General features: G+C 39.3%; 14 protein-coding genes. 11 read left to right on the forward strand and 3 right to left on the reverse strand.

Annotated features, from left to right (window positions below; genetic code table 11):
* Window positions 1-129: 129 nt before the first annotated feature.
* Window positions 130-2,049: a glucosamine-6-phosphate deaminase gene (gene nagB / locus DUT70_RS12625; RefSeq protein WP_113647748.1), complete on the reverse strand. Its 1,920-nt coding sequence runs from the start codon at window positions 2,047-2,049 to the stop codon at window positions 130-132.
* A 264-nt stretch (window positions 2,050-2,313) separates the two neighbouring features.
* Between nagB and DUT70_RS12630 the strand changes: the two genes are divergently transcribed.
* The 3 genes from DUT70_RS12630 to DUT70_RS12640 all read left to right on the forward strand — a co-directional run bounded on the left by DUT70_RS12630 (window position 2,314) and on the right by DUT70_RS12640 (window position 8,296).
* On the forward strand, window positions 2,314-3,513 hold the full coding sequence (locus tag DUT70_RS12630) for an anhydro-N-acetylmuramic acid kinase (RefSeq protein ID WP_113647690.1): 1,200 nt from the start codon (window positions 2,314-2,316) through the stop codon (window positions 3,511-3,513).
* A gap of 363 nt (window positions 3,514-3,876) precedes the next feature.
* Window positions 3,877-6,942: a SusC/RagA family TonB-linked outer membrane protein gene (locus DUT70_RS12635; RefSeq protein WP_113647749.1), complete on the forward strand. Its 3,066-nt coding sequence runs from the start codon at window positions 3,877-3,879 to the stop codon at window positions 6,940-6,942.
* Window positions 6,943-7,021: 79 nt separating this feature from the next.
* The gene (locus DUT70_RS12640; RefSeq protein WP_240432102.1) at window positions 7,022-8,296 is read left to right on the forward strand and encodes a RagB/SusD family nutrient uptake outer membrane protein; all 1,275 of its coding nucleotides are present in this window, start codon (window positions 7,022-7,024) and stop codon (window positions 8,294-8,296) included.
* Window positions 8,297-8,337: 41 nt separating this feature from the next.
* Here DUT70_RS12640 and DUT70_RS12645 read toward each other — a convergent pair whose 3' ends face one another.
* Window positions 8,338-9,084, reverse strand: a complete 747-nt coding sequence (locus tag DUT70_RS12645; RefSeq protein WP_113647692.1) for a DeoR/GlpR family DNA-binding transcription regulator — start codon at window positions 9,082-9,084, stop codon at window positions 8,338-8,340.
* Window positions 9,085-9,327: 243 nt separating this feature from the next.
* Here DUT70_RS12645 and DUT70_RS12650 point away from each other — a divergent pair, with 243 nt between their 5' ends.
* The 8 genes from DUT70_RS12650 to DUT70_RS12685 all read left to right on the forward strand — a co-directional run bounded on the left by DUT70_RS12650 (window position 9,328) and on the right by DUT70_RS12685 (window position 23,292).
* Window positions 9,328-12,351, forward strand: a complete 3,024-nt coding sequence (locus tag DUT70_RS12650) for a SusC/RagA family TonB-linked outer membrane protein (RefSeq protein ID WP_113647693.1) — start codon at window positions 9,328-9,330, stop codon at window positions 12,349-12,351.
* 12 nt (window positions 12,352-12,363) lie between these two features.
* A complete protein-coding gene (locus tag DUT70_RS12655) occupies window positions 12,364-13,935 on the forward strand; it encodes a SusD/RagB family nutrient-binding outer membrane lipoprotein (RefSeq protein ID WP_113647694.1) in 1,572 nt (523 codons plus the stop codon).
* 18 nt (window positions 13,936-13,953) lie between these two features.
* Window positions 13,954-14,718 (forward strand): hypothetical protein, encoded by a 765-nt coding sequence (locus tag DUT70_RS12660; RefSeq protein ID WP_113647750.1) that lies wholly within the window; start codon window positions 13,954-13,956, stop codon window positions 14,716-14,718.
* A gap of 10 nt (window positions 14,719-14,728) precedes the next feature.
* Window positions 14,729-16,357, forward strand: coding sequence for a PKD domain-containing protein (locus DUT70_RS12665; RefSeq protein ID WP_113647695.1), 1,629 nt, complete (start codon window positions 14,729-14,731; stop codon window positions 16,355-16,357).
* Window positions 16,358-16,405: 48 nt separating this feature from the next.
* The gene (locus tag DUT70_RS12670) at window positions 16,406-17,416 is read left to right on the forward strand and encodes a glycosyl hydrolase family 18 protein (protein WP_113647696.1); all 1,011 of its coding nucleotides are present in this window, start codon (window positions 16,406-16,408) and stop codon (window positions 17,414-17,416) included.
* Window positions 17,417-17,683: 267 nt separating this feature from the next.
* The gene (locus DUT70_RS12675; RefSeq protein ID WP_113647697.1) at window positions 17,684-20,785 is read left to right on the forward strand and encodes a SusC/RagA family TonB-linked outer membrane protein; all 3,102 of its coding nucleotides are present in this window, start codon (window positions 17,684-17,686) and stop codon (window positions 20,783-20,785) included.
* Window positions 20,786-20,807: 22 nt separating this feature from the next.
* The gene (locus tag DUT70_RS12680; RefSeq protein WP_113647698.1) at window positions 20,808-22,487 is read left to right on the forward strand and encodes a SusD/RagB family nutrient-binding outer membrane lipoprotein; all 1,680 of its coding nucleotides are present in this window, start codon (window positions 20,808-20,810) and stop codon (window positions 22,485-22,487) included.
* Between the two features lie 43 nt (window positions 22,488-22,530).
* Window positions 22,531-23,292: a DUF4397 domain-containing protein gene (locus tag DUT70_RS12685; protein ID WP_162926621.1), complete on the forward strand. Its 762-nt coding sequence runs from the start codon at window positions 22,531-22,533 to the stop codon at window positions 23,290-23,292.
* Between the two features lie 67 nt (window positions 23,293-23,359).
* Here DUT70_RS12685 and DUT70_RS12690 read toward each other — a convergent pair whose 3' ends face one another.
* Entirely contained in the window at window positions 23,360-23,707 is a 348-nt protein-coding gene (locus tag DUT70_RS12690; protein ID WP_113647700.1) for a hypothetical protein, read from the reverse strand.
* Window positions 23,708-23,732 lie beyond the last annotated feature (25 nt).

Below are 23,732 nucleotides of genomic sequence, written 5' to 3' on the forward strand. Positions count from 1 at the left end.
TTTGTGTAAACTAAAGATAGAAGATATTTATCAAACCCTCTCTGCCCTTTGGGCATCTCTCCCTAAAAAAGGGAGAGAAAGTAATGATTGCTATTCCCTCTCCTTCCAAGGAGAGGGTTAGGGAGGGGTTTAAAAATGAAATCTCACAAAAGCTTCCATCGCTTCGTAATCGGCCAAACCTAAATCATCATAGATTCGAGCGGTCTCACGATTTCTGTCTTCTGCTCTTTGCCAGAATTCTCGAGGGTCATCACCTGGGAATACAGGAATATCCTTTTGAGACTGGTGTTTGAAAATAGCTAATTTCTTGCGCTCTACTTCGTTAGGGCTCAATGGAACTGCCATTTCAATTTCGTGTGGTTCAAATTCGTGCCAAGCGCCACGGTACATCCATAACCAGCAATCGTTAACCCAATCTTCAGTTGTTTTCAAGCGTCTTAAAGCTTCCACAATAATGTTAAAACAAACGATGTGCGTTCCGTGTGGATCTTCAAAATCACCAGCAGCAAAAACTTGATGTGGTTTAACTTGTTGAAGCAGCTCCATGGTTAATTGAACATCAATCTCAGAAACTGGATTTTTCTTCACTTTACCTGTTTCGTAGAAAGGAAGCGCCATGAAATGGATGTGCTCATCTGGCAATCCCGAGAAACGGGCACCAGCAATAGCTTCACCTTTTCTGATCAATCCTTTAACCAATTTGATTTCTTCGGTATCTACCTGATTAGGACGTTTGTTCGCCATAAACTCACGCATTTCCTCGTAAGTTTTTCTCATGTTGGTTTGATCGATACCCATTTTTTCAGAGAAATCGATATTGAACTCAACAAAACGCAATACATCGTCATCCCAAACCGCAGTGTTACCAGAAGTTTGGTAAGCTACGTGTACTTCGTGCCCTTGGTCAGCCAATCTAATGAAAGTACCGCCCATTGAAATCACGTCATCATCAGGGTGTGGTGAGAATACGATCGCTCTTTTCTTCGCTGGATTTGCCCTTTCTGGACGTTGACTGTCGTCGGCATTTGGTTTACCTCCTGGCCATCCAGTAATGGTGTGCTGTAATTTATTGAAAATATCAATGTTGATGTCATAAACAGGACCATGCTCGGTCGCTAATTGCGCCATACCATGGTTGTTATAGTCATCTTCTGTTAATTTAAGAATTGGTTTTTTCAGATGTCTAGCCAACCAAATTACCGCTTTGCGGGTGAGCGCTGGTTGCCAATCACAATCTCTAGCCAACCAAGGAGTGTTAAATCTGGTTAAGCACGATGCTGCATCTTCATCCAAAATGAACTCCACATTATCCGAAAGTTGAAGGTAAGTAGCAGGAACTTCACTCGAAATTTCTCCCTCTACTGCCTTCTTGATAATCGAAGCCTTTTTCTTGTTCCAAGCCATTAAAATAATTTCTTTGGCTTTGAAAATGGTACCGATACCCATGGTAATGGCCTTGGTTGGTACGTTAGATTTACCACCGAAATCACGGGCAGCATCCCTACGGGTAAGGTCGTCCAAAGTAACTAGGCGAGTGCCTGAGTTTGGTGCCGAACCTGGTTCGTTAAAACCAATGTGTCCCGTACGTCCAATACCTAAAATCTGAATATCCAGTCCGCCAACACTTTCTATTTTCTTTTCGTAATTTAAACAGAAAGCTGGAATTTCTTCAAGTTTTAAGGTGCCATCAGGAATATGCACATTGTTTTTGTCGATGTCGATATGATTGAAAAGGTTTTCATTCATAAACACAACGTAGCTTTGTACTGCGTTAGGCTGCATTGGATAGTACTCATCCAAGTTAAAGGTAATTACATTTTTGAAGCTAAGACCTTCTTCTTTATGTAATCTAACCAGCTCCGCATAAACCGCAACTGGGGTTGCACCAGTAGCTAGGCCTAATACGGCTTTTTCATTTTTTTGTTGTTTTTCTTTGATTAGCGAAGCGATGCGGTTCGCAACACTTAAAGAAGCCTCCTTTGGATTTTTAAAAATACTTACGGGAAGCTTTTCGAACCTCGTTTCTTCTAATAGATTTAATCTTGCCATTAATCTTTGGTTTTTATTGAACGGAGCAGTAAATATAGGACAGTTAAATAGAAAAAAAAATAGATAGAACTTGCAAAAACCTTCAAGTAGGATAAAAACCCACTTTAAAGGCTTGTTTAGGGCTTTATACTTTTTAAAAAAATTAAAAAACATTCGGTTTGCTCACTTTTAGAGGTGGGTTAAGTAGGCTAAAATCAAAAATGCTTATTATTTTTAGCTAAACATCTTGTACATTACGCCTCCCAAATCTTAAGCTTGTTTGTCATGAAAAATCAGATAGAAGACTTTTATCAAAAATCTCAAAAAGAAGAAAAACTTATCATCGGTTTAATGTCGGGTACCTCAATGGACGGACTAGATATTGCTCTTTGTTCATTTAAAGGACATGGCAGTAATACGGAAATTAAGTTGCTCAATTTTAAAACAGGAGATTATTCAGAAACTTTCCGCAAGCAGGTGAAGGGGATTTTTTCTAAGCGAGAGGTGGATTTGGAAATGGTGTGTTTGATGAATGAACAGGTGGCGCTTACACATGCCGCTCTGATTAACGAAGCTATTGCAGAATGGGGTTACCAAAATTCGCAAGTAGATTTTATTGCCAGCCATGGCCAAACCATTTATCATGCGCCAAAATCTCTGCATCAGCAACAAGGTTTGCCTAATGGGACTTTACAAATTGGTGATGGTGATCATATTGCGGTAAACACAGGGATTGTTACGCTAAGCGATTTTAGGCAAAAGCACATTGCTGCTGGTGGCGAAGGGGCACCGTTAGCCGTTTATGGTGACTATTTGATCTTTTCAAAAACAGGCGAAGATCGGATCATGTTGAACATCGGGGGTATTGCTAATTTTACCTATTTGCCAGGAGATTTAGATGCCTCGAAGGTTTTTTCTACAGATGTTGGGCCAGGCAATACATTAATGGATCAATACGTGCAGAAGCATTTTGAAGGCTTGTATTATGATAAGGATGCGGCCATTGCAAAGCGAGGTCATGTAAATAGTGCATTACTGGAAGCTTTGCTGGCAAACGACTTTTTCAAGGCCGAATTTCCCAAAACTACAGGGCCAGAACTTTTCAGCTTAGCCTACTTGGAACTTGCACAGCAAGAAAGTAATACCCAAAACTTAAGCCCTGAAGATGTAATGGCTACTTTATGCCATTGTTCTGCTTATGGCATTATAGAAGCGATCAAAAGAGCTTTAGTGAAGCTGTCAAATCCTGTGCTGTATTTAAGTGGTGGTGGTATGCACAATCCTTTGTTGTTATCGTTGCTAAAACAGGAACTTCCTCAAATTTCCTTTAAAACCACTGCTGATTTGGAGATTGAGCCCGACGCTAAGGAAGCGGTTTTATTTGCACTATTAGCCAATGAGACCTTGAGTGGAAGCCAAACTTATTTTGGCGAAAGAGAAGGCGTGCCGTCTGTATGTATGGGCAAAATAAGTTTACCCAAGTAAAATTTTATCACAACCTTTTCAACTTTCAATAATTAAAAATATTCATTTTTTGAATAGATAATATTTTAACGACAATAAGGTATTTATTTGAATTTTCATAATTTATTGATTTTTAAATATTTAAGTGTTGTTTTTTTGCTTTTCGACTTTTTGGTCGTTGTCTTTTGCTCCGCTTAATTTGGAGAGGATGCAAAAAAGTTTCTGTCTGGTTTGCAAGTAATAGCAGTATTGCTGAATTTTTTTTTTCGTTTTTAAAAGTTTACTTGCAGTTTAATGCAAACAATTGCAGATATTTACATCAACTTAGAGCTTTTTGGAATCAAATGCGCTGAGCTTACAACTAACCACTTATTCACATCAAGTATGAAGAGAATCTACACTTCATGGCGGTCAAAATGGAGGATACTCTGTATGTCGCCCATCTTTTTGCTGTTTTTTTTAACAGCAAATGCACAAACCAATCGTTACGTTATTAGCGGAAAAGTCACCGAAGAGGGGACCAATGCACCAGTTCCAGGAGCGGGAATTAAGGTGCAGGGGACTAATTTTGCAGTGGCTGCAGGTAGCGATGGTACGTATTCATTAGTCGCCAATTTAGCGCCAGGAAATTACCAAGTTTCGGTTACATTTATTGGTTATAAAACGGCAAGCCAACAAATTACGCTAGGCTCAAATAACAACGTTACCGCTAATTTCACCATGGGGCAAGACGCCATGGGGCTTGATGAGGTCATTGTCACAGGTACTTCGCAAGGAACTACACGTAAGCAGTTGGGTAACTATATCTCTACTGTAAAAGGTGACGATTTAAATAAAGCGCCTAGTGGTAATGTACTCGCTTCTATGCAAGGTAAAATTGCTGGTGCACAAATTAGCCAGAACTCGGGTGATCCAGCAGGCGGAATGTCTGTGAAATTACGTGGTATCAGTTCTGCTAACTCTTCTACAGATCCTTTGTATATCATCGACGGGGTGATAATGAATAATACCACTACAAGGGTGACCAACACTTCTGGTAACTATGATGGAAGCGGCTTTGTGGGTAATATTGGACAAAATAGAATGGTAGATATTAACCCTGCCGATATCGAAAGAGTAGAGGTATTGAACGGAGCGTCGGCCGCTGCGATTTATGGATCGAGAGCAAATGCTGGAGTTATTCAAATCTTTACCAAAAAAGGTGTTGCTGGTAAAACTCAAGTGAGTTTTAATACCAATTTTACTATTAGCGAATTGCGCAAGAAAATCGAAGTAAACCAATCGCCAGTGAAATTTGGAGGAAGTGTTGATGCTGTAACACAAGATGTACTTACGCCGACATTAACGACTACTAGTCCTGTGACGAGATACGATTATCAGGACTATATATTTAGGACTGGAGTTGGCACAGATAACAACTTGTCTATTTCTGGCGGTAATGAAAATACAAAAGTATATTCGTCTTTTGGATATTTTAACAATCAGGGTATTATCAAAAACACTGATTTTAGGAAGTATAACTTCAGAACAAATTTAGATCAGAAATTAAATAACTGGGCTAGTTTATCTGCGGGCTTAAACTATATCAAAAGTGCAGCAAATGAGAAGCCAGATGGCAACTCTTTCTTTTCGCCAATGAACTCAGTAACTATTATCGGTAACTTCCACGATATTTGGAGAAGAGATGCCAACGGTAACTTAATGGCTGTAGGAGAGAGAGGGAGGGTAAATCCAGTTTCTGTAATTGAAGATATTAAACAAAGGCAGGAGGTAGACAGGATCATTGCAAATTCAACCTTAAAACTAAATCCAATAAAAAATTTAACAATTGATTTAACTTTAGGTGTGGATAATTCTTCGCAAAACGGAACAACCTATATTCCGCCATATACCTATAATGTTAACGTAGATTTTTTTGGGGGAGGAACAAGTTTAGACGGGACACAAAATGGTTACGCGAGCACGGCTTCCAATAAAACATTTATGTTTAATAACGAGATTAATGCGACGTATCAAGGTAAAATTTCCGATCTGTTAAGCTCGGTTACTCAAGTTGGATATTCTTATCAATATGAAAGAGGAAGGTATCAACTACTGCAAGGCAGAGGTATGGCTCCCAAAATATCTACAGTTAACGGAGCTGCTACGGCGCTGCCAGGAGCTGACGGTAGAACGGAATTGTCTATCAGCGGAGCATATTTGCAACAAAATTTCAAGTACAAAGATCATTTGTTTTTAACAGGTGCGTTACGTATGGACGAATCGTCTGTGTTTGGAAAGGATAATAGGAATCAGGTTTATGTAAAAGCAAGTTTAAGTTATGTACTTTCTTCTGCAGATTATTGGAAGAATGCCAGTATGTCTTCTTGGTGGAATACTTTTAAGTTAAGAGCTGCTTATGGTCAGTCGGGTAACTTAACGGGTATTGGACCTTATGATCGTATCAATGCCTATAATGGTCAGGCGTTTATAGAGTACATTTCTTTGTTCAGTCCATTTCAGTTAGCTAACGAGAATATCAAACCAGAGCGCCAGGATGAATTGGAAGTGGGAACAGATTTAGGATTTTTCAGTAATAGATTAAACTTAAGTTTCAACTATTATAATAAGAAAGTGAAGGATCTATTGTTGCCACAAGTAATTGCACCTTCAGAAGGTTACACCAGCTTCTTAAATAATATCGGGTCTTTAAAAAATACTGGTTTTGAAGTTGTTTTAGGCGGAACTCCAATTAAAACGAATGATTTTAGCTGGAACACCAATGTAATTTTCAATAGAAATAGAAATGAGGCCTACAATATCGGAGCGATGAGGTTATTGAGTACTAATCCAGGAGCACCTGTAGCCATCATTGATGGCCAGCCTCTGGGAGTATTCTATGGAACTTATTTTGCAAGAAATTCGGATGGAAGTTTAGTTACTAATGCAGCGGGCATTCCTCAACAAGCTAGAGATGGTGCTGGTAATCCATTAAGGAAAGTGTTAGGAAATCCTAATCCAGATTACAATTGGTCGTTCGTAAATGACTTCAGCTACAAGCGATTTGGTTTACGGGTTCAATTGGACGGCGTGCAGGGTGGAGATGTGTGGAATGCAGACTGGAGAACAAGACAGGGAGTGGGTAATGGTAAAGTGGCTGAGCAAGAGCAATTAGGCCAATTGCCAAGAGGCTACGTTGCTGGCGTGTACGCTATTGAAGAATGGAGGATAGATGACGGTTCTTTTGTGAAATTAAGAGAGATCTCTTTAAGTTATAATATTGGTAAAGTAAAGTCTATCAGTAATTTGACGGTAGTGTTGAGTGGAAGGAATCTAATATCTTGGGATAAATACAAAGGTTATGATCCTGAATTAAATTCGGCAGGACAATCTACGATCTTAAGAAATATCGATTTTGGTTCGGTGCCAATCCCTAGAACCTTTAGTTTAGGGTTACAGGTTAAATTTTAATGGTTTAGGAGGATAAATGATGAAAAATTTTAAGAAAAATTCAATATATATAGCCTGCAGCCTCTTAACGCTAACAGGCATGATGTCTTCATGTAAAAAGGACTTTGAAGACCCTTCAAGAGCGAGTACAGAAGTAGCGTTGGGTTCTAGCCAAGCCCTATCTGCAGTAGCAATGGGGGTTAATCGCACCTATACATTGAGTAGAACAGGTGTTTTGTTTAATTCAGTTACCGCTTCAGGTTTTGCTAGTAATGAGCTTAGGTTGCTGAATGCAGGTAATATTCCCGAATTGCAACTCAGTACAGGCGGAAGCGCTGTAGATGGAACAAATACTATTTTGTTTAATATGTGGGCGTCTTCGTTGAAAGTGATTGATGAAAGCAACAAAGTGATCGCAGGCGCTGAAGCATTGGGTGATAAAAATTATGCCGCAGGCTTGATAGGTTATGTGACTGTTTTTAAGGCGCTTTCTTTAGGTACGCTATCTTCTTTTTGGGAGAAAGTACCCGTAACTATAGGCAAAGCAGCACCTTTTGTTGATAGGATGGATGGTTATAAGGCTGCTATTGCAGCAATAGATAATGCTTTGACCAAAATAACGGCTAACCCTATCTCCACACAGTTTAATAGTACCGTTAATAATATCAACATCGTAAATGCGCTACATGCATTAAAGGCCAGATATGCTTTGTTTTCTGGACAATACGCAATAGCATTAAGTGAGGCTAATGCGGTGGTTACGCCAACAGTGATTCCTCCAAATAAAAACACAATTACTTCTGCCGATATTTCGCCGTTTAAGTTTGATGCTGCAAATGTTAATATCATAGCATCTGTGGCGAGTTCAAATAACGTTTTTCAGCCAACGGATGCGAATTTGGGTTTGACAGGAACATTAGTTCCAGATGCAAATGATAAGCGTATTCCATTTTACACAATAATGGCAGGTAGCCCAGCTAGCTTGCGTATGGCGGGTTTTGCTACTTCAGTAACTGGATCTTTCCCCATTTTCCTGCCTGGAGAAATTCCTTTGATTAAAGCAGAGGCTTACGCACGTCAAACTACTCCAGATTTGAATAGCGCATTAACTGAATTAAATAAGGTAATAACCAAAACAACGGATGTTTTCGGTGTTGGTGCAAGTTTAACCGCTTTAACTGGCCCTTATACCCAGCCGCAGTTGTTGGAGCTTATTTATAAGCATCGTTGTATTGAGCTATTTGCTTCAGGTTTAAAGCTCGAAGATATGCGCAGGTTTGGAAGGCCAGTGGCGGAGATGAAGCGTCGTTTTATGCCATACCCTTTCCAAGAGAGAGATAATAATCCGAATACCCCTGCAAACCCAACATTTTAAAATAAAAAAGTCCCGTACGTACGGGACTTTTTTATTTCTGTTTAAATAATCTGTAAATCTTTCGCTTGATAAGCCTTTAAGATATCGTCGTCCGCATCTAATTCGGTGACTAAGTAGCTGATGTTTTCTAGGCCCGCTACCTTTAAGCGTAGGGTAATCCCCAATTTCTCAGAGATACATAGGATTGCGGTTTTTTTAGAAGAAGCAATCATGGCCTTTTTCAACTGATTGATTTCCCAATCGGTATCTGTAACGCCGTCTGCAGTATGTAAAGCACTGGTTCCCATTAGGCAAAGGTCTGCTCTAATGTCAGCCAATTGGCTAATTACATGGCCACCATAGCTGATTTGTGAGTTTTTTGCAAAAAGACCGCCAATTAAAATCACCTCTATTTTTTCATATTTTGCCAATTCAACCGCTACCAAAGGGCTTATGGTGATGAAAGTGGCATGTAAATGTTGAGGGAGCTGTTTGGCCAACTCGATCACGGTAGTACCACCACCAGTTAAAATCACCATTCCATCTTTAATGAGTGATGCTGTTTTTTTTGCGATACCGATTTTAGCGTCTTTAGCATAAACCTTACTGTCGTCAAAAGTTGATTGATAAGATTTAGAAAGTGCACCTCCGTGGACTTTGGTGAGCAGATTGTCATCCGCAAGCTCTTGTAAATCTCTTCTGATCGTATCTTCAGATACATTTAATAACTCGACCAAATCAGAGCTTAATACACGGTTGTGCAGATTGATTTGGCGCATTATGATGTTATGTCTTTCTTTTTTTAACATTTTTCTATTATAGTATTTGGCAAGCTCAAGGTAGTAAAAAATATCCTTAATAATCAATAGTAGCGTGTTTTGATATGAATTTTGTGCGGAGTTTTGCGGAGTTTATGCGGTATTTATTAAATTTTTAGCAAAATTTTGCGGGTTTTATAAAAATAAATATGATATTTACAGCTATGTTCAAAAAAATGCGTTAATATGCGTTTTTAATTTGAAGCTAATTTTTTAATAACCAAATTAAAATTTATGAAAAGAAAACTACTCATGTTATTCTTGAGTGCGTTTTTGCTGACGATGAATCTAATGGCTCAGCAAATAACGATTACGGGTAAGGTAACATCTGCAGATGATAAACTCGGAATACCGGGTGTTTCTGTGAGGGTTAAAGGGGGAACCAACAGTGTTCAGTCCAATTCGGATGGAGCTTATACCATCGGTGCAAAAGCTGGAGAAGTACTCATATTCTCTTACATCGGATTTATTTCTGAAGAAAGAACAGTTGGTGACGCGAAAACGATCAACGTTGAGTTAAAATCCGATTCTAAAGTGCTTAATGAAGTAGTGGTTACAGCATTAGGTATCGAAAGAAGCAAAAAGTCACTGTCTTACTCGGTACAAACCGTAAAAGGAGACGATTTGAGAAATGCTAATCAATCTAATATCATCAACGCTTTGCAGGGACAAATCGCAGGGGCTCAAATCAGTGCTTCGGGTGGTTCTCCAGGTTTGCCTTCAGAAATTATCTTAAGGGGGTCAACGACCCTTTCTGGCGATAATCAGCCTTTGATGATTGTTGACGGTATTCGCGTGAACAATAATGCTTCTAATGGAACAGTAAACCGTTTATCGGATTTTAACCCTGAAGATATTGAAGACATCACCATCTTAAAAGGTGCCGCTGCTGCTGCACTTTACGGGATTGATGCCGCTTCGGGAGCAATCATTATTACCACAAAAAGTGGTAAAGCAGGTAGTTTACAGATTTCGGGTTCATACAAGTCATTTGTAGAAACTATGGGTAGAACTCCTCGTCAACAAGCAATTTATACTACAGGTACGGGCGGTATTTATGATGAAACTTCTGGAAGCTCATGGGGAAGAAAATTCCGTTATGACGAGAAGATCTATAACAACATCAATCGCTTTTTTGAAACAGCACTTACCCATGATGCCAACTTCAATGTGAACGGCGGATCGGAGAAATTGAACTATTATGTTTCTGGGGGCTATCGTAACGCAGGTTCTATGATTCCTAATACCGATCAAGAAAAGATTAACTTGATGGTAAAAGGAACGGCCAAATTGAGTAAAAAAATTGAATTAACTACATCTGCTAGCTATATCAAAAATGATATTCAAGAAGGTTTGGTAGGTGCTGGAGCTGGCGGCTGGATCAACAGCATTTTGTTGTATCCACGTCGTTATGATATTTTAAGCTACCAAAAGCCGAATGGCGATCCGTTATATGCTTATGTAGAACCAGGTAACGAAAACCAAGCTAGAATTTCTCCTATGTGGGGTGTAATGCGTAACCCTAGAAATAACAATGTGGATAGGTTCTTGGTGAATAACAATATCACCTATAAGCCTATTGCTGGATTGACTTTGGCTTATAGGTTAGGTCAGGATTTTACCTCCACCAAATATAGAAGAGTAATTACTCCGGGCACACCTTCATCTACAGCTTTTAATGGTTTCGTTGCGGAGAATAACTCGGAAACTAAATTTATCACTTCTAACTTCACCGCTACTTACGACAAGAAAATCGCTCCTGATTTGAGATTAACGGCAATAGCAGGCGGTAGCAGCGAGTATTACGATAATAGAGGGGTGAGTTATGAGGCTACTGGTTTTTTAGTGAGCGATATTTTCTCCCCTAACGTGGTAAACAGAGAGAATGTAATCGTTACAGAAGCTATCGCACGTAGACAACGTTATGCTGTTTTTGGAGATGTGAGATTGGAATATAAAAACATCGCATCCATTGGGGTAACTGGTCGTAACGACTGGACTTCTACCTTGCCAGCAAATGCAAGAACATTTTTCTCGCCATCTTATTCAGCAAGCTTAACCTATTCGGAGCTTTTTGAAAACAGTAAAGATTGGTATGGTAAATTAAGAGCAAGTTACGCTCGCGTAGGTAAAGATGCGCCTATTTATAGAACCAACAGTAATTTGAGACAAGCTTACACCATTGGCGGTGGTTTCGTGAACGATCCAACTGGAGGAAACCCAGACTTAGGTCCTGAAAAAACACAAGAGCTAGAGTTTGGTACAGAGTTAAGTTTCTTCAAAAATAGATTGAACATTGATGTGGCGGTTTACGAAAGAAAAAGTATCGATATGATCATGACCCCTAGGGTGCCTTTGCCATCTGGATATGTTATCATGACTTTCAATGCGGGATCTTTAAGGAATAGAGGGGTAGAGTTTTCGGTAAGCGGAACTCCAATTAAAACAGAAAACTTCACTTGGACTGCCACTTTAAACGGTTGGAAAAACAGATCGAAGATGTTGAATTTTGCTGGTGATATCGTGACCTTTATCTATACCAACGCACAGCTTAATGCAGGTGCAGCAGCAACCACCCTTAATAAACCAGTTTTAGGGATTGTAGGTTCTGACTACAGAAGAAACCCTGATGGATACGTGGTTGTAGATGCCAATGGCTATCCAATTATTGATAACAGCACTAAGGAGCGTTACATCGGAAACAGAGAGCCAGATTTCAATTTCGGTTTAATCAATAACTTTAAATACAAGCAATTCAGCTTGTCGTTCCTTTGGGATTTCAGAATCGGTGGCGATATCTTAAACGCGAGCCTCCAAGGAATGATGTCTAACGGTATCGCTTATGATATAGGCGAATGGAGAGATAAAGAATTTGTATTTAACGGCGTAGTACAACAAGGCGATGGTACCTATGTTAAAAACAACAAGAAGGTAGTTTTAGACTATAGCTACTTCGCCAACAACTACTATCAGGTAGGAACTAACTTTGTGGAGAAAGTAAATTGGGCTCGGGTTCGCTACATTAACTTGGGCTACCAATTGCCAACTTCCTTTGCCAATAGGTTAGGTCTTAAAGGTGCAAGATTTGAGTTGGGAGCACAAAATCCATTTGTAATTACCAATTACTCAGGTGGCGATCCTGAGGTGAACAGCGCAGGCCCAAATGCTGGTGGCTCTGGTGCAAGTACTATGGGGGTTGACAATGGTGCAATTCCTTTGCCGCGTACTTTTTCATTGGGTATAAACATCACGCTTTAAGAGACAGGAGTTATGAAAAAGATAGTAAGAAATATTCTAGCGATACTTGCTGTGGTTACAGTAAGTGCGTGTAATAAATTAGATTTAAACGTAAACCCGGTACAGCCAGTAACCGTACCGCCTAAACAAAGGCTTCCGGCAATCCAAGCCAATTTAGCTTACTCGCTATATTCGCAGGCACGTTTTGGGGCTTATCACAGTTATTATTTCACCACCAGAACAGGGAATAGTAATGCCATTACCGATACTTGGAATTACAATAGCATTACCCGTATGGGTGCTTGGAGATGGCATTATTTTGATGTAGGTTCAAACATCAACCAAATGGTGAAGAGAGCTGCCGAAGAAAGCTCAAACAACTATGTTGGTGTAGGTAAAATTATAATGGCATTAAGCTATTTGTCTGCTACCGATGTGTTTGGTGATATGCCTTTCAAAGAAGCTTATATCGGTTCTTTCAATCCAGTTTACGATCCTCAAGAGCAAATTTTTGCAGGAGTAGAGAACTTATTGAATGAAGGGATCACTGCTTTGGACAATGTAAGTCCTTTGGCTGAAACCATGGATGCAAAATCAGACTTGATTTACAACGGTGATTTAAATAAATGGAAAGCATTGGCAAAAGGCGTTAAAGCGAGGTTGAAATTGAGAACAGCCAACTTCAAAAATGGCAACCAAGAATTGTTGACGATTGTTAATGATGCCTTGACTAATTTCAACGATGCAGTATTCAAATATCCAGAAGTAAGTACTACTGGTTGGACACACAACCTTTGGGGACCTTCGGACCCTCCTCCAGCTGGAGAAGCTTTCCAGTTTGCTGATATTAGAAGTGATTTGGTAAATACCTTGCCTACAGATTTCTTGATGAGGGCACTTACCGTTGACGATGGAACCACGCCAGCAGGTAGCCCTATCGTTTATGATCCTAGACTTCTTAAATTGACTACACCAGGAAAAAACAACAAATATCTTGGTGCAAAAATGTCAGAAGGATTAAGAGATGTGAACCTGCCTACAGGAACTACTTTTGATGATTTTGCTAAGCTTCACGGTGGTTATTGGACTAAAGACGGTTCGCCTTATCCAGTAATGATCAAAGAAGAGTTATTGTTTATCAAAGCAGAAACCCAATTTCATCTTAATGATTTAACAGGTGCATTGGCCTCTTACAAAGAAGGTATCCGTGTCAATATGGAGCGTTTAGGAGTAACCGAGGGTCAAATTCTCAACTATTTGGGCGATCAAAGAAAGGTGGCGCAAAGCGAAGCAACATTGGATCTGTCTAAAATCATGATGCAGAAATATATTGCCCTTTATCTACAAGGAGAAACTTGGTCTGATATGAAGAGATATGGTTATAAACCATCTGTATATAAAAATGATTTAAATGGAGTTACCTATGCGATCTATTATCCAAGATACGCTTTGGCAGAGTGGGCTGGTAAATATGTTCAGCGTTTCCCTTATGATCCACAAACAGAATATGTTTATAATCCAAAGGAGATAGAAAGATTAGGTGCTAAAGCTAGAGACTGGGCTTTTAAGCCTGTTTGGTGGGTTCAAAACTCAACATTAAAGTAAAAAGAGATGAAAAACAATATGAAAAGATATATAGGCGTTTTATCGATTTGTTTGTTGGCTTTGGCTTCATGCAAAAAGAATGACCCCATCACAGAGCTAGGTTCAACCAACAATGAATTTGCCAGCCAATTGAGGGTGACCTATAATAATACTAGGCCAGTTTTTGGTGATACTTTAATTGTAAGCGCTTCAACTTGGCAGAGAGATGATAAGTTTCAAAAAGTAGCATTTTACGAAACATTGGTTGAAAACGTAGGGATACAATTAGCGCTAAAAAACGGTACATCCATCATTACAAAAACTAATGACGAAGCTACTTTGGTTTTGGTAGATTCTATAGCTAAAAAACAAGTGGCTTTAGAAGTAAAGGCAACTGATTTGGACAAATACTGGGTGACCTCGACAAACAACTATGTCATTAATCATCCATATAAGGTAGAAAGAAAAACTGGCAAGTATCCAAATGACGCAACGTTAATCAATGGAATGAGTGATAACGAGTTTAATACCCTAAAAGGGTTACTGGCTTATACCATGACCAGAAACGATTATTTGGCATTATTCCCAACAGCTCCAACGACACATTTCACCACTGGAGGAACTTATGTGTTAAGCGCTACTGGAATGAAAAATTTGAGAGATAACTGTACTAGAGCGATGTTGGTGGCGATCGTAAATACGATTAAAAAAGTAGGTAACTACAGCATCACTATTGATGTAAATGCGGTGACACCAACCAATACCATTACGGCCGCTACCAGAACATTTGATATTACCTTATAATAATAAGATCATGAAGAAATTTAAATTATTACTACTCTTGATTGGCCTTATTTATTTGGGCTGTTCTAAAGAAGAGATAACCAATATTGGACAGCAGGGAAACTATGCTGCTAATTTTGATTTTCCAGCGGGTGTAGTTAATGCGCCAGCAAAAGTGGTGCTTACCAACCGTTCAAAAAATGCGGATAAGTATCGTTGGGAATACACAGGAGGAAAAACCCTAAACAAAAGTGGTTTAACCAATGTATCAGTATCGGAAAAAATGGTGCCAGATACTATTTTGTATGAACTTCCAGGAGAATATACTGTAAAATTGACTACTTGGCAAGGAGATAAGCCACAAGAAATCAGCAAAAAAATCACTTTAGTGAAAATGCAACCACGGATTATTGCACCTGCAAACATTGCTGTGTTTGAGGATGTTCAATTTGATGCTCGTGCGTTTAATTATCCTGGTCAAACGGTAACCTACTCATGGGACTTTGGCGCTGCAGGTACATTTAACGTTAAAAACCCAGTGGTTAAATTTACAACAGATGGCGAGCATACCATTAAATTAACCGTTAACGATGGACAAGAAACATTAACCACCGAAATTAAGGTACAAGTGAAAGGCGAATTGGCGAAAACCATATACTTTACAGATGTCATCACCAAGAAAATTTATGCTTACAAGCTTACGGTGTTAAGCCCGTCAGTTCCGGTAGCCCTTCCTGGGGTAACCACAGGGCCTAGTCCTTTGGGCCTTTCTGTAGCCGGTAATAAACTATACTATTCAGAGGCTGGACTTGGCTTAAGATTTAGTAGCGGTGTTGCAGCTGAAGGTGATGGTTATTTGAAATCGTTTAATTTGGATGGATCAGGCGAAAAACTTATTACTAAGAATACCGGAGCAACTGCTTACAATTTAGATCCTTGGTTGCATACTGTTGATAAAGATGGCAATTTATGGTGGGGTACCAGAAACAATGGCGTTCACGTAATCAATGCGGCATCAACGGAGGCTCCATATCCGGCTTTCAGGATTAGAGGAAATACAAGTACTGGGTTTAGTTCTAGCTCACACTTTTACTCGGGTATCAGAGAAGTTGGCGATGAAATATGGGTTTCTTTCACGGGTAACGGCGGAAGAGGCTTGCATAAATTCAAGAAGACAGGGGAGTTTATAAGCGAAATCACAGCTTTGAAAGATATTGGTATCAGGCAATTTGTGGTAGATGCTAAAAACAATATGATCTATTTGGCAATTAACCGTGCTACAGCTTATGAGCCGGGTATCTATAGATGTGATATGAACGGCGGAAACATTACGCCTATCTATAATACACCTTCAGTAATGGGCTTTGCTACCGCAACTTCATTTAGTGACCAGGGCTATGTTCCTACTGGAGCTTTCCCAACAGGAGAGTCTATTTATGTGACTGGCATGGAACTGGATCAAGATGAGAATGGAAATGGCTATCTATATTTTGGTTACAGAAACAGGGCCGACTCTTTCGGAACAAACGCGCCTCAGTCTGTGGGTTCAGGAGCAAACTCGGGTATTTTGCGCTATAAATTAGACGGCACTCAGGCAGTTAGTTTCTTAATTAAAGGCTATGCACCTTATGGTATTGCAATAGATCACGTTAAACGATAAAATAATAACCGCCTGTGCTTACGGTATGGGCGGTTAGCTAAATAGATTATGAAAAGATTTTTTTTATTAGGGGTTGCGGCCTTGATGATGCTGGCTTCCTGCCAAAAGGATATTGCACAAGTGCCAGATGGTTATGGTGCGAAAGAATTTGTGAAGCCATCAACACCCTATGTGGCAGACAAAAGCTTTAAAAGGGTAGCTTACTTCCCTGCCTATAGAGCAATTAGTGATATTGATACCACTTCATTAGATCACTTAACACACGTAATTTTTTCTTTCCTAAAACCTAGGGCTGATGGAGTATTGGTTTTGGATGATTCGAGAGAAAGTGTGAAAAATGTAGTGGCTTTAGCAAAAAGACATAAATGTAAGATTGTAATTGCTTTAAATGGTGATAGCAAAATTTACACAACCCTAATTTCAAACCCCACCACAAGAAAGGCATTGGTGCAAAGTATTGTGAATTATGCAATCCAAAATCAATTTGATGGGGTAGATATGGATTGGGAATACCCAAATGCTACCAAAGGAAATGACGTTACTTTTGGAGTGTTTATGCAAGAACTATCCACAGAATTACACAGCTGGCATAAAACCTTGAGCATGGCGGTTACAGCGGGCATTTTTGCAGGACCAGTGAAAGACGGAATTAACCAAGCGGCAATAGATGCTTGTGATTTTGTAAATTTAATGGCTTATGATGGCATTGGAACTGATGCCGCTAGACCTAACGACCACTCTTCATACGCGATGGCCGAAAGGGTTTTGAATATCTGGCTAACAGATAAAAACCTTCCAAAAGAGAAGGCTGTATTAGGCTTGCCTGCTTATGGCAAAACGGCTGGAAATACAGCCATGGCTTTCAAGGATTTGTTAAAAGCAGGTGCAGATAAAAATGGATCAGAGTTTACGGTTGGAACCAGCACCTACTACTATAACGGTATTCCAACCATTAAGCAGAAATTTGCTTTGGCGCAAACTAGTGCCAATGGCATCATGTTTTGGGAATTGGCCCAAGATGCAGTTGGTGAAAACTCGTTAGTTAAGGCAGCAAAATAAGCCTAAAATAAACCCACATTAAAAAAGCACCCAATGGAGGGTGCTTTTTTGTTGGAATTAATTCCTGATCTATAAGGTTTTAACTTGTGCGTGGTTTTGCAGGGTTTTACAAGAAAAAAATGGCTTATTGTTAAAATTTGTTAAAAGTTTCTTTTTTAAACGAATAACATTTGTTTATATTTACTTAAGCTTTATTTAAAATGCGTTAATATGCGTTTTTATAAATTGCCAAACAAACAACAAATTAATTATTAACCAAACAAATTTATGAAACAAAAACTACTCATGTTGCTCATGGGGGCTTTTCTATTCGTTCTGCAAGCAGTTGCACAGCAAGTTACCATATCAGGTAAAGTGACCTCTGCAGAAGATGGGCAGCCAATACCAGGGGCAACGGTAAGAATCAAGGGCACTACCTCTGCGGTGCAAACGAATGTTGCGGGAGTATATTCTATTAAAGCAAATAAAGGGACAACGCTTCAATTTGTTTTTCTAGGTACTGTTACGCAAGAAAGAACGATTGGCGATGCCACAACTATTAACGTCGCATTAAAAGAAGATGCAAATTCTTTAAAGGAAGTAACGGTTACTACTGCTTACAACGTAGAAAGAGACAAGAAAAGTATAGGTTACTCCCTGTCTAAAGTTGATGGAGATGAAGTAACTCAAACTGGAAGAGAAAATTTTGTAAACGGTTTAGCAGGAAGGGTGCCAGGTTTGGCAATTAATCCAACAAGTGGCGATCCAGGAGCTTCATCTCAAATTGTTTTGCGTGGTATCGTTTCTTTAAGCGGCGATAACCAGCCGTTAATGGTAGTGGACGGTGTTCCGATAGACAACACCGTAGTTAACCAAATGAATACTACTATTCAAGGAAACAACAGAAATCAAGACTACACGAACAGGGCATCTGATATTAACCCAGCAGATATCGAGAGCTATACGATTTTGAAAGGACCAGAAGCAACGGCCTTATATGGTAACCTTGGAGCTAACGGAGCTATTGTAATTACAACTAAGAAAGCAAAAGCTGGAAAAGCCAGCGTTTCCTATAATGGTTCCCTTAGGATTGAAACCGTAAATCGTGCACCAGAAGTACAGCAAGTTTATAGCCAAGGAGATGCGAATGGTATTTTTTTAGGCGGTTCCACCAGTTACTTTGGGCCTAAATACTCGCCAGGGCTACAAATCTATGATAATATTGGCAGTTTTTTTAGAACAGGAACAGCGCAAAAAAACAACTTGGTTTTTGAAGGCGGGAAAGAATCGTTTACTTACCGTTGGTCATCAGAATATGTTAACAATCAGGGGTCTATCCCTAATACCGAATATAAGCGATTTGTAACTTCTTTGGCGGGACAGGCTGCCCTCTCCGACGCTATTAAATTAACTACTCGTTTTAGTTACACAAACGCATATAATAGAAAGGCAAACAAAGGCCTAGGTGGTTATCTAATGGGATTGCTTCTTTATCCTTCTAGGTATGATATCAATAATTGGATTGATCCACTTGGAAACCGCGTATTAACGACAGGAACCATATACACGGAAACTGACAGTCCGTTATGGGATGTCAATAAGAACTTAGCAGACGATAGAACAAACAGTTTCTTGTTAAATACAAACGTAACCATTAAACCTAATAAGTGGTTAAATGTAACGGCTATTTTTGGAGCTAACGTTTCGAGTACGGATGGTAAACTGGTTTATCACGCCCAATCGTATTATGGCTCTGGGAGCTCAACAGCAAATAGAGGAGGTGTGATCAATACCTATAATCAGTTTAACAAAACTTTCGATGGATCGTTAACTGCGTCTGCAAGACATAAATTTGGGAAGTTTAATAACACCTATATCATAGGTGCAAATGCATCAGATGTTAATCTAACTACCAACTCTGCTCGTGGACAAAATATGTACGATCCTGATTTCTACAGTATCAATAATACATTGCCAACTACACAATCAGCGAGGTTAGCTATTTCACGTAGACGTAATGCAGGTGTATTTGCTCAAGCTATTTTAGGCTACGAACAGTTATTGTATTTAACGCTTTCCGGCAGGGTGGATGCGGCTTCACGTATGTTGCCTAACAATCCGTACTTCGCTTACCCATCCGCGAGTTTGGCTTTTAACTTTAGTGAGCTAGAAGCTGTTAAAAAATTAGAATGGTTAAGTAGTGGTAAACTAAGAAGTTCATTTGGTATTACTGGTAAAGAGCCATACAGGTATTATGCCTTAGCACCTAAATTAGTTGCAAATACTACTAGTGGTGGTGGTTTTAGTTACGATATAGCCGCAGGGCCAAATCCAGACTTAGTGCCAGAAAAAACAATAGATTTTGAAGTTGGTACAGAATTAGGCTTTTTAAAGGATCGTATTTCGGTTGACTTTACCTATTACCAACGTGAAAGCCGTGACCAAATTATCGCTCCTCGACTTTCATACGGAACAGGCTCTGTAATTAGAATATTAAATGGTGGTAGCGTAAAAAACAAAGGTGTTGAGGTGCAGTTGAAAGGTTCTCCTTTACGTAAAAAGGATTTCAACTGGGATATGACTTTTAACTTTACACATAATAAAGGCATTGTAAATACAATTGCTGAAGAATTGCCAGAGTACTATGATTCGGATACTTGGATTGCAAATGGAGCCAGAGGATCAACCATTCCTGGTAAAAGTACGCTCGCTATTGGTGGCTGGGTGAATGAGAAAAACAATAGAGGCGATTTGTTGATTAACCCATCTACGGGTACTCCTGTGCTAAAAAGTTCTTCAGAATTTGAATACTTAGGTGATAGGGCTCCTAAGTTTACCTTGGGTTACCTTAATAGCTTTAGATATAAAAACTTAACCCTTTCTTTCTTATTGGACTTGAGAGTGGGCGGTGATGTTTACAATCAAACGGAATACGAGCTTTATAGAAGAGGTTTAAGTATTAAAACATTAGACAGAGAGCAGCCAAGGATTATCAAAGGAGTGCTAAAAGACGGTTTAGAGAACACTGCTAATCCGACAATTAATAATATTATGATCACTCCTTACACTTATTCGAACTATTATAGTAGTACGACGGGGAGTATCGCTCCAGAGCAATTTTTGGAAAAAAACATTAAAACACTGCGACTTAGAGATGTGACAATTGCATACGAACTACCTCAAAAGTTGGCAGCAAAAACGGGCTTCATCACAGCCGTTAGCTTATATGTAACTTTCACAGATTTGTTCTTGATTACTAACTATACAGGTATTGATCCAGATGTAAATGGTAATAATCCAGCTACTGGTGGTGCGGGAGGTTATGGTATCGATTACGGTAGTATGGGCCGTCCTAGAGGTGTAAATATGGGATTAAGAATTAGATTATAATTTAGACCAAACGATTTTGAACATGAAATATATTAAAATGACCTGCCTAATCGCACTATTGATTGCCACTAGTGGATGTAAAAAATGGCTTGACGTAAATAGTGATCCAGCTACTCCTCAGGATGTTGCTGCCGAGTTCTATTTAGCACCAATGATTGCTAGGATGGCGGTTTCTGTAACAACGGATTACGCAAATGCACAATTTAAATACACCCAAAATGTTGGGGCCCAAGTAGCATCTGATCCTATGGAAAGACATAGCTACTATAATACAGATAATGCCGGCGGTGTATTATGGAGATTCGTATACATCGATGCGGGAAAGAATTTAGAAGAAATTATTACAAAATCTGAAGCCAAACAAAATAATACTTTGCTAGGTGTTGCATACGCCATTAAAGCTTGGGGTTATCAAATGACCACGGATTCTCATGGACCTATTATTTTAAATGATGCACTTAAAGATCAGTTGACTTTTACTTATCAAGATCAGCCTGAAGTATATGCAAAAGTTAGAGAGTGGTGTTATTTGGCTCTTCAAAAATTAAATGCGCCAGATGGTTTGGTAAATCCTTCCTTGTTGAGGAATAATGATTTTATTTTTGGTTCAGCCATTCCAGCAAATAACAGTTTGACCGCTTATAGAGAGAGATGGAAGAAGTTTGTATATGCAATATTGGCAACTCAATATAGCCACTTAACTAACAAGCCAGAATTTAATACCAAGTATGCTGATAGCGTTGTTAAATTTGTTGATCTTTCATTTGGAGCAACAACTTTAAATTCTTCAGAAGATGCTGCTATAAATTTTGAAGGCGTAAGTGCTGCAAATGCCAATCCTTTTAGCGTAACTGGAAATACACTTAACTCTGTAGCAAGTGCAGCTGCAGCTGCTCAAGTTGGTTCTGGCAGAATTGGTCAGCCTGTAATAAATTATTTGACAGGAGGTATGAGAGGAACGCCAGCAACCAATCCTACAATTACTACTACAACACCTTATGATCCGAGACTATCTAGAATGGTTGCTCCAATGACAACTAATGTCTACAAAGGGGTTGTGGCTACTAGAGGCGATGTCCCAACCACGAAGACAATTCCACACGTTTACGGCTCAGTTGCAGCTCCTTTCCCTGGTAAATATATCTTTGGACAAGGACTTACTGACGGGGTAAAATCTAGGCTACCATTATATACCTATTCTCAATTGCAATTTGCCAAGGCTGAAGCTTTATTTTTAAAAGGTGATTTAGGTGGAGCTTGGATTGCTTATGACCGAGGTATTAGAGGGCATATGGATTTTGTGAATACTTTTGGCAGGTCAGGCCTAACTACTGCTCCAGCAATAACGTCAGCGGAAATTACAGCCTATATGACTTCATCCGAGGTTGCTCAAAATGCAACTACTTTAACCCTTGCAGATATTATGGGCCAAAAATATGTAGCGCAATGGGGTTGGGCTGGACAAGAACAATGGTGCGATTTACGTAAATGGCACTACAGAGCCGATATTTTTAAACAATTTAAACAATTGGATGCTTCGGAATTTGCAGCCACCATTAACGGCGTTGGAGCTTATGCTTATAGATTGAGGCCTAGATATAACTCAGAATATGTATGGAATAGGCCGGAATTACAAAAATGGGGTGGATTATTGCCAACATATTCTTATCAAGAAACTTGGTTTAGTTTACCTACAAATTAAGATGATTATGATAACGACGAAGATTTTTTCAAGAATATCAATCATGTCCTTTTTAGCAGTTGTTCTGTTTATTGGATGTGAAAAAAATAAAGATAATGTGTTTTCAGAATATGAACTAGTTGATCAAACAACAAACGCATTTATTAAAGTGAATTATAATGTGGCCTTCTACAACAACCCTGGCGTGCAACTAAAAATTAATGGCACTCGTGTTACAGGCCTGCTTAACACTAGATACCCCTTTCCAGGAGGTGGATTTAATACTCTAGGAGGTTCTACAGGTGATTACTTTCCTGTGAAGCCTGGCAATACAGAAGTTTCATTGACCATTCCAAAAAGAGGGACGTCATTAGATTCTTTGGAAGTATATAAAACAACAGTTTCGCTAGCAGCATCCAAAAAATACTCGCTGCATGTTGCAGATAGTTTGGTAAGAAAGAGCTTGTTAGTAGAAGAAGATGCTTCTCTACCAGACTCTGGTTATTTTAGGATGCGATTCGTTAATTTAATGGCCAACGTGCCTTCGATAGATTTGTATAATGGATCTGTTTTGGTTGCCGCAGCAGTACCTTTTATGGGAATTAGCGATTCATTTACTTTGCCAAATGCTGCCCCAACTTCAACAGCTTGGAATATTAGAGTAGGGGGGTCAGCCGCAACATCAGCAGTGATTGCCACCTATACAAGCGCAAGTACAATTTTACAAAGAAGGGTTTATACTGCATTTGCAAATGGCTATAGTGGATACCCAACTAGCGGAACTGACCCGCGAAAGCCATATATCTCATTTTACTACGTGAGATAAGAGTAGTTTTTTACGATGAAAAGGCCCTGATGGATTCTCAGGGCCTTTCTTATTTTAAAGATCCTTATCAATAACAACTCGCAAAAACCGTAAACGACGGATTAGAGCTGTCGATAGTAAAACTTGTAGAGCCTGTAGAAGTGGTAACACTATGGATAAGAGGCGGATTGCACGAATTTGTACCTGCGGATACAAGTTCATAATTACCATAAGGTACTTCTTCCGATCCGTAAGTGTCCACGGCATTGATGTAATAGTAAGTATTGGTGTCCGTGTTGTAAACAGTAGCCTGTCCACCCATTACAGTCATGTAGCTCACCTCCAATGTAACATAACCAGTGCTCATTTTGTTCTTGAACGAAGTTGCGGTAAATAGCAACATTACTAGAAATACTTTTGTGATTAGATTTTTCATACTGCTTTAATTTTAGTTAAAAGTT

The organism is Pedobacter chitinilyticus (assembly GCF_003313385.1).
Taxonomy (GTDB): domain Bacteria; phylum Bacteroidota; class Bacteroidia; order Sphingobacteriales; family Sphingobacteriaceae; genus Pedobacter; species Pedobacter chitinilyticus.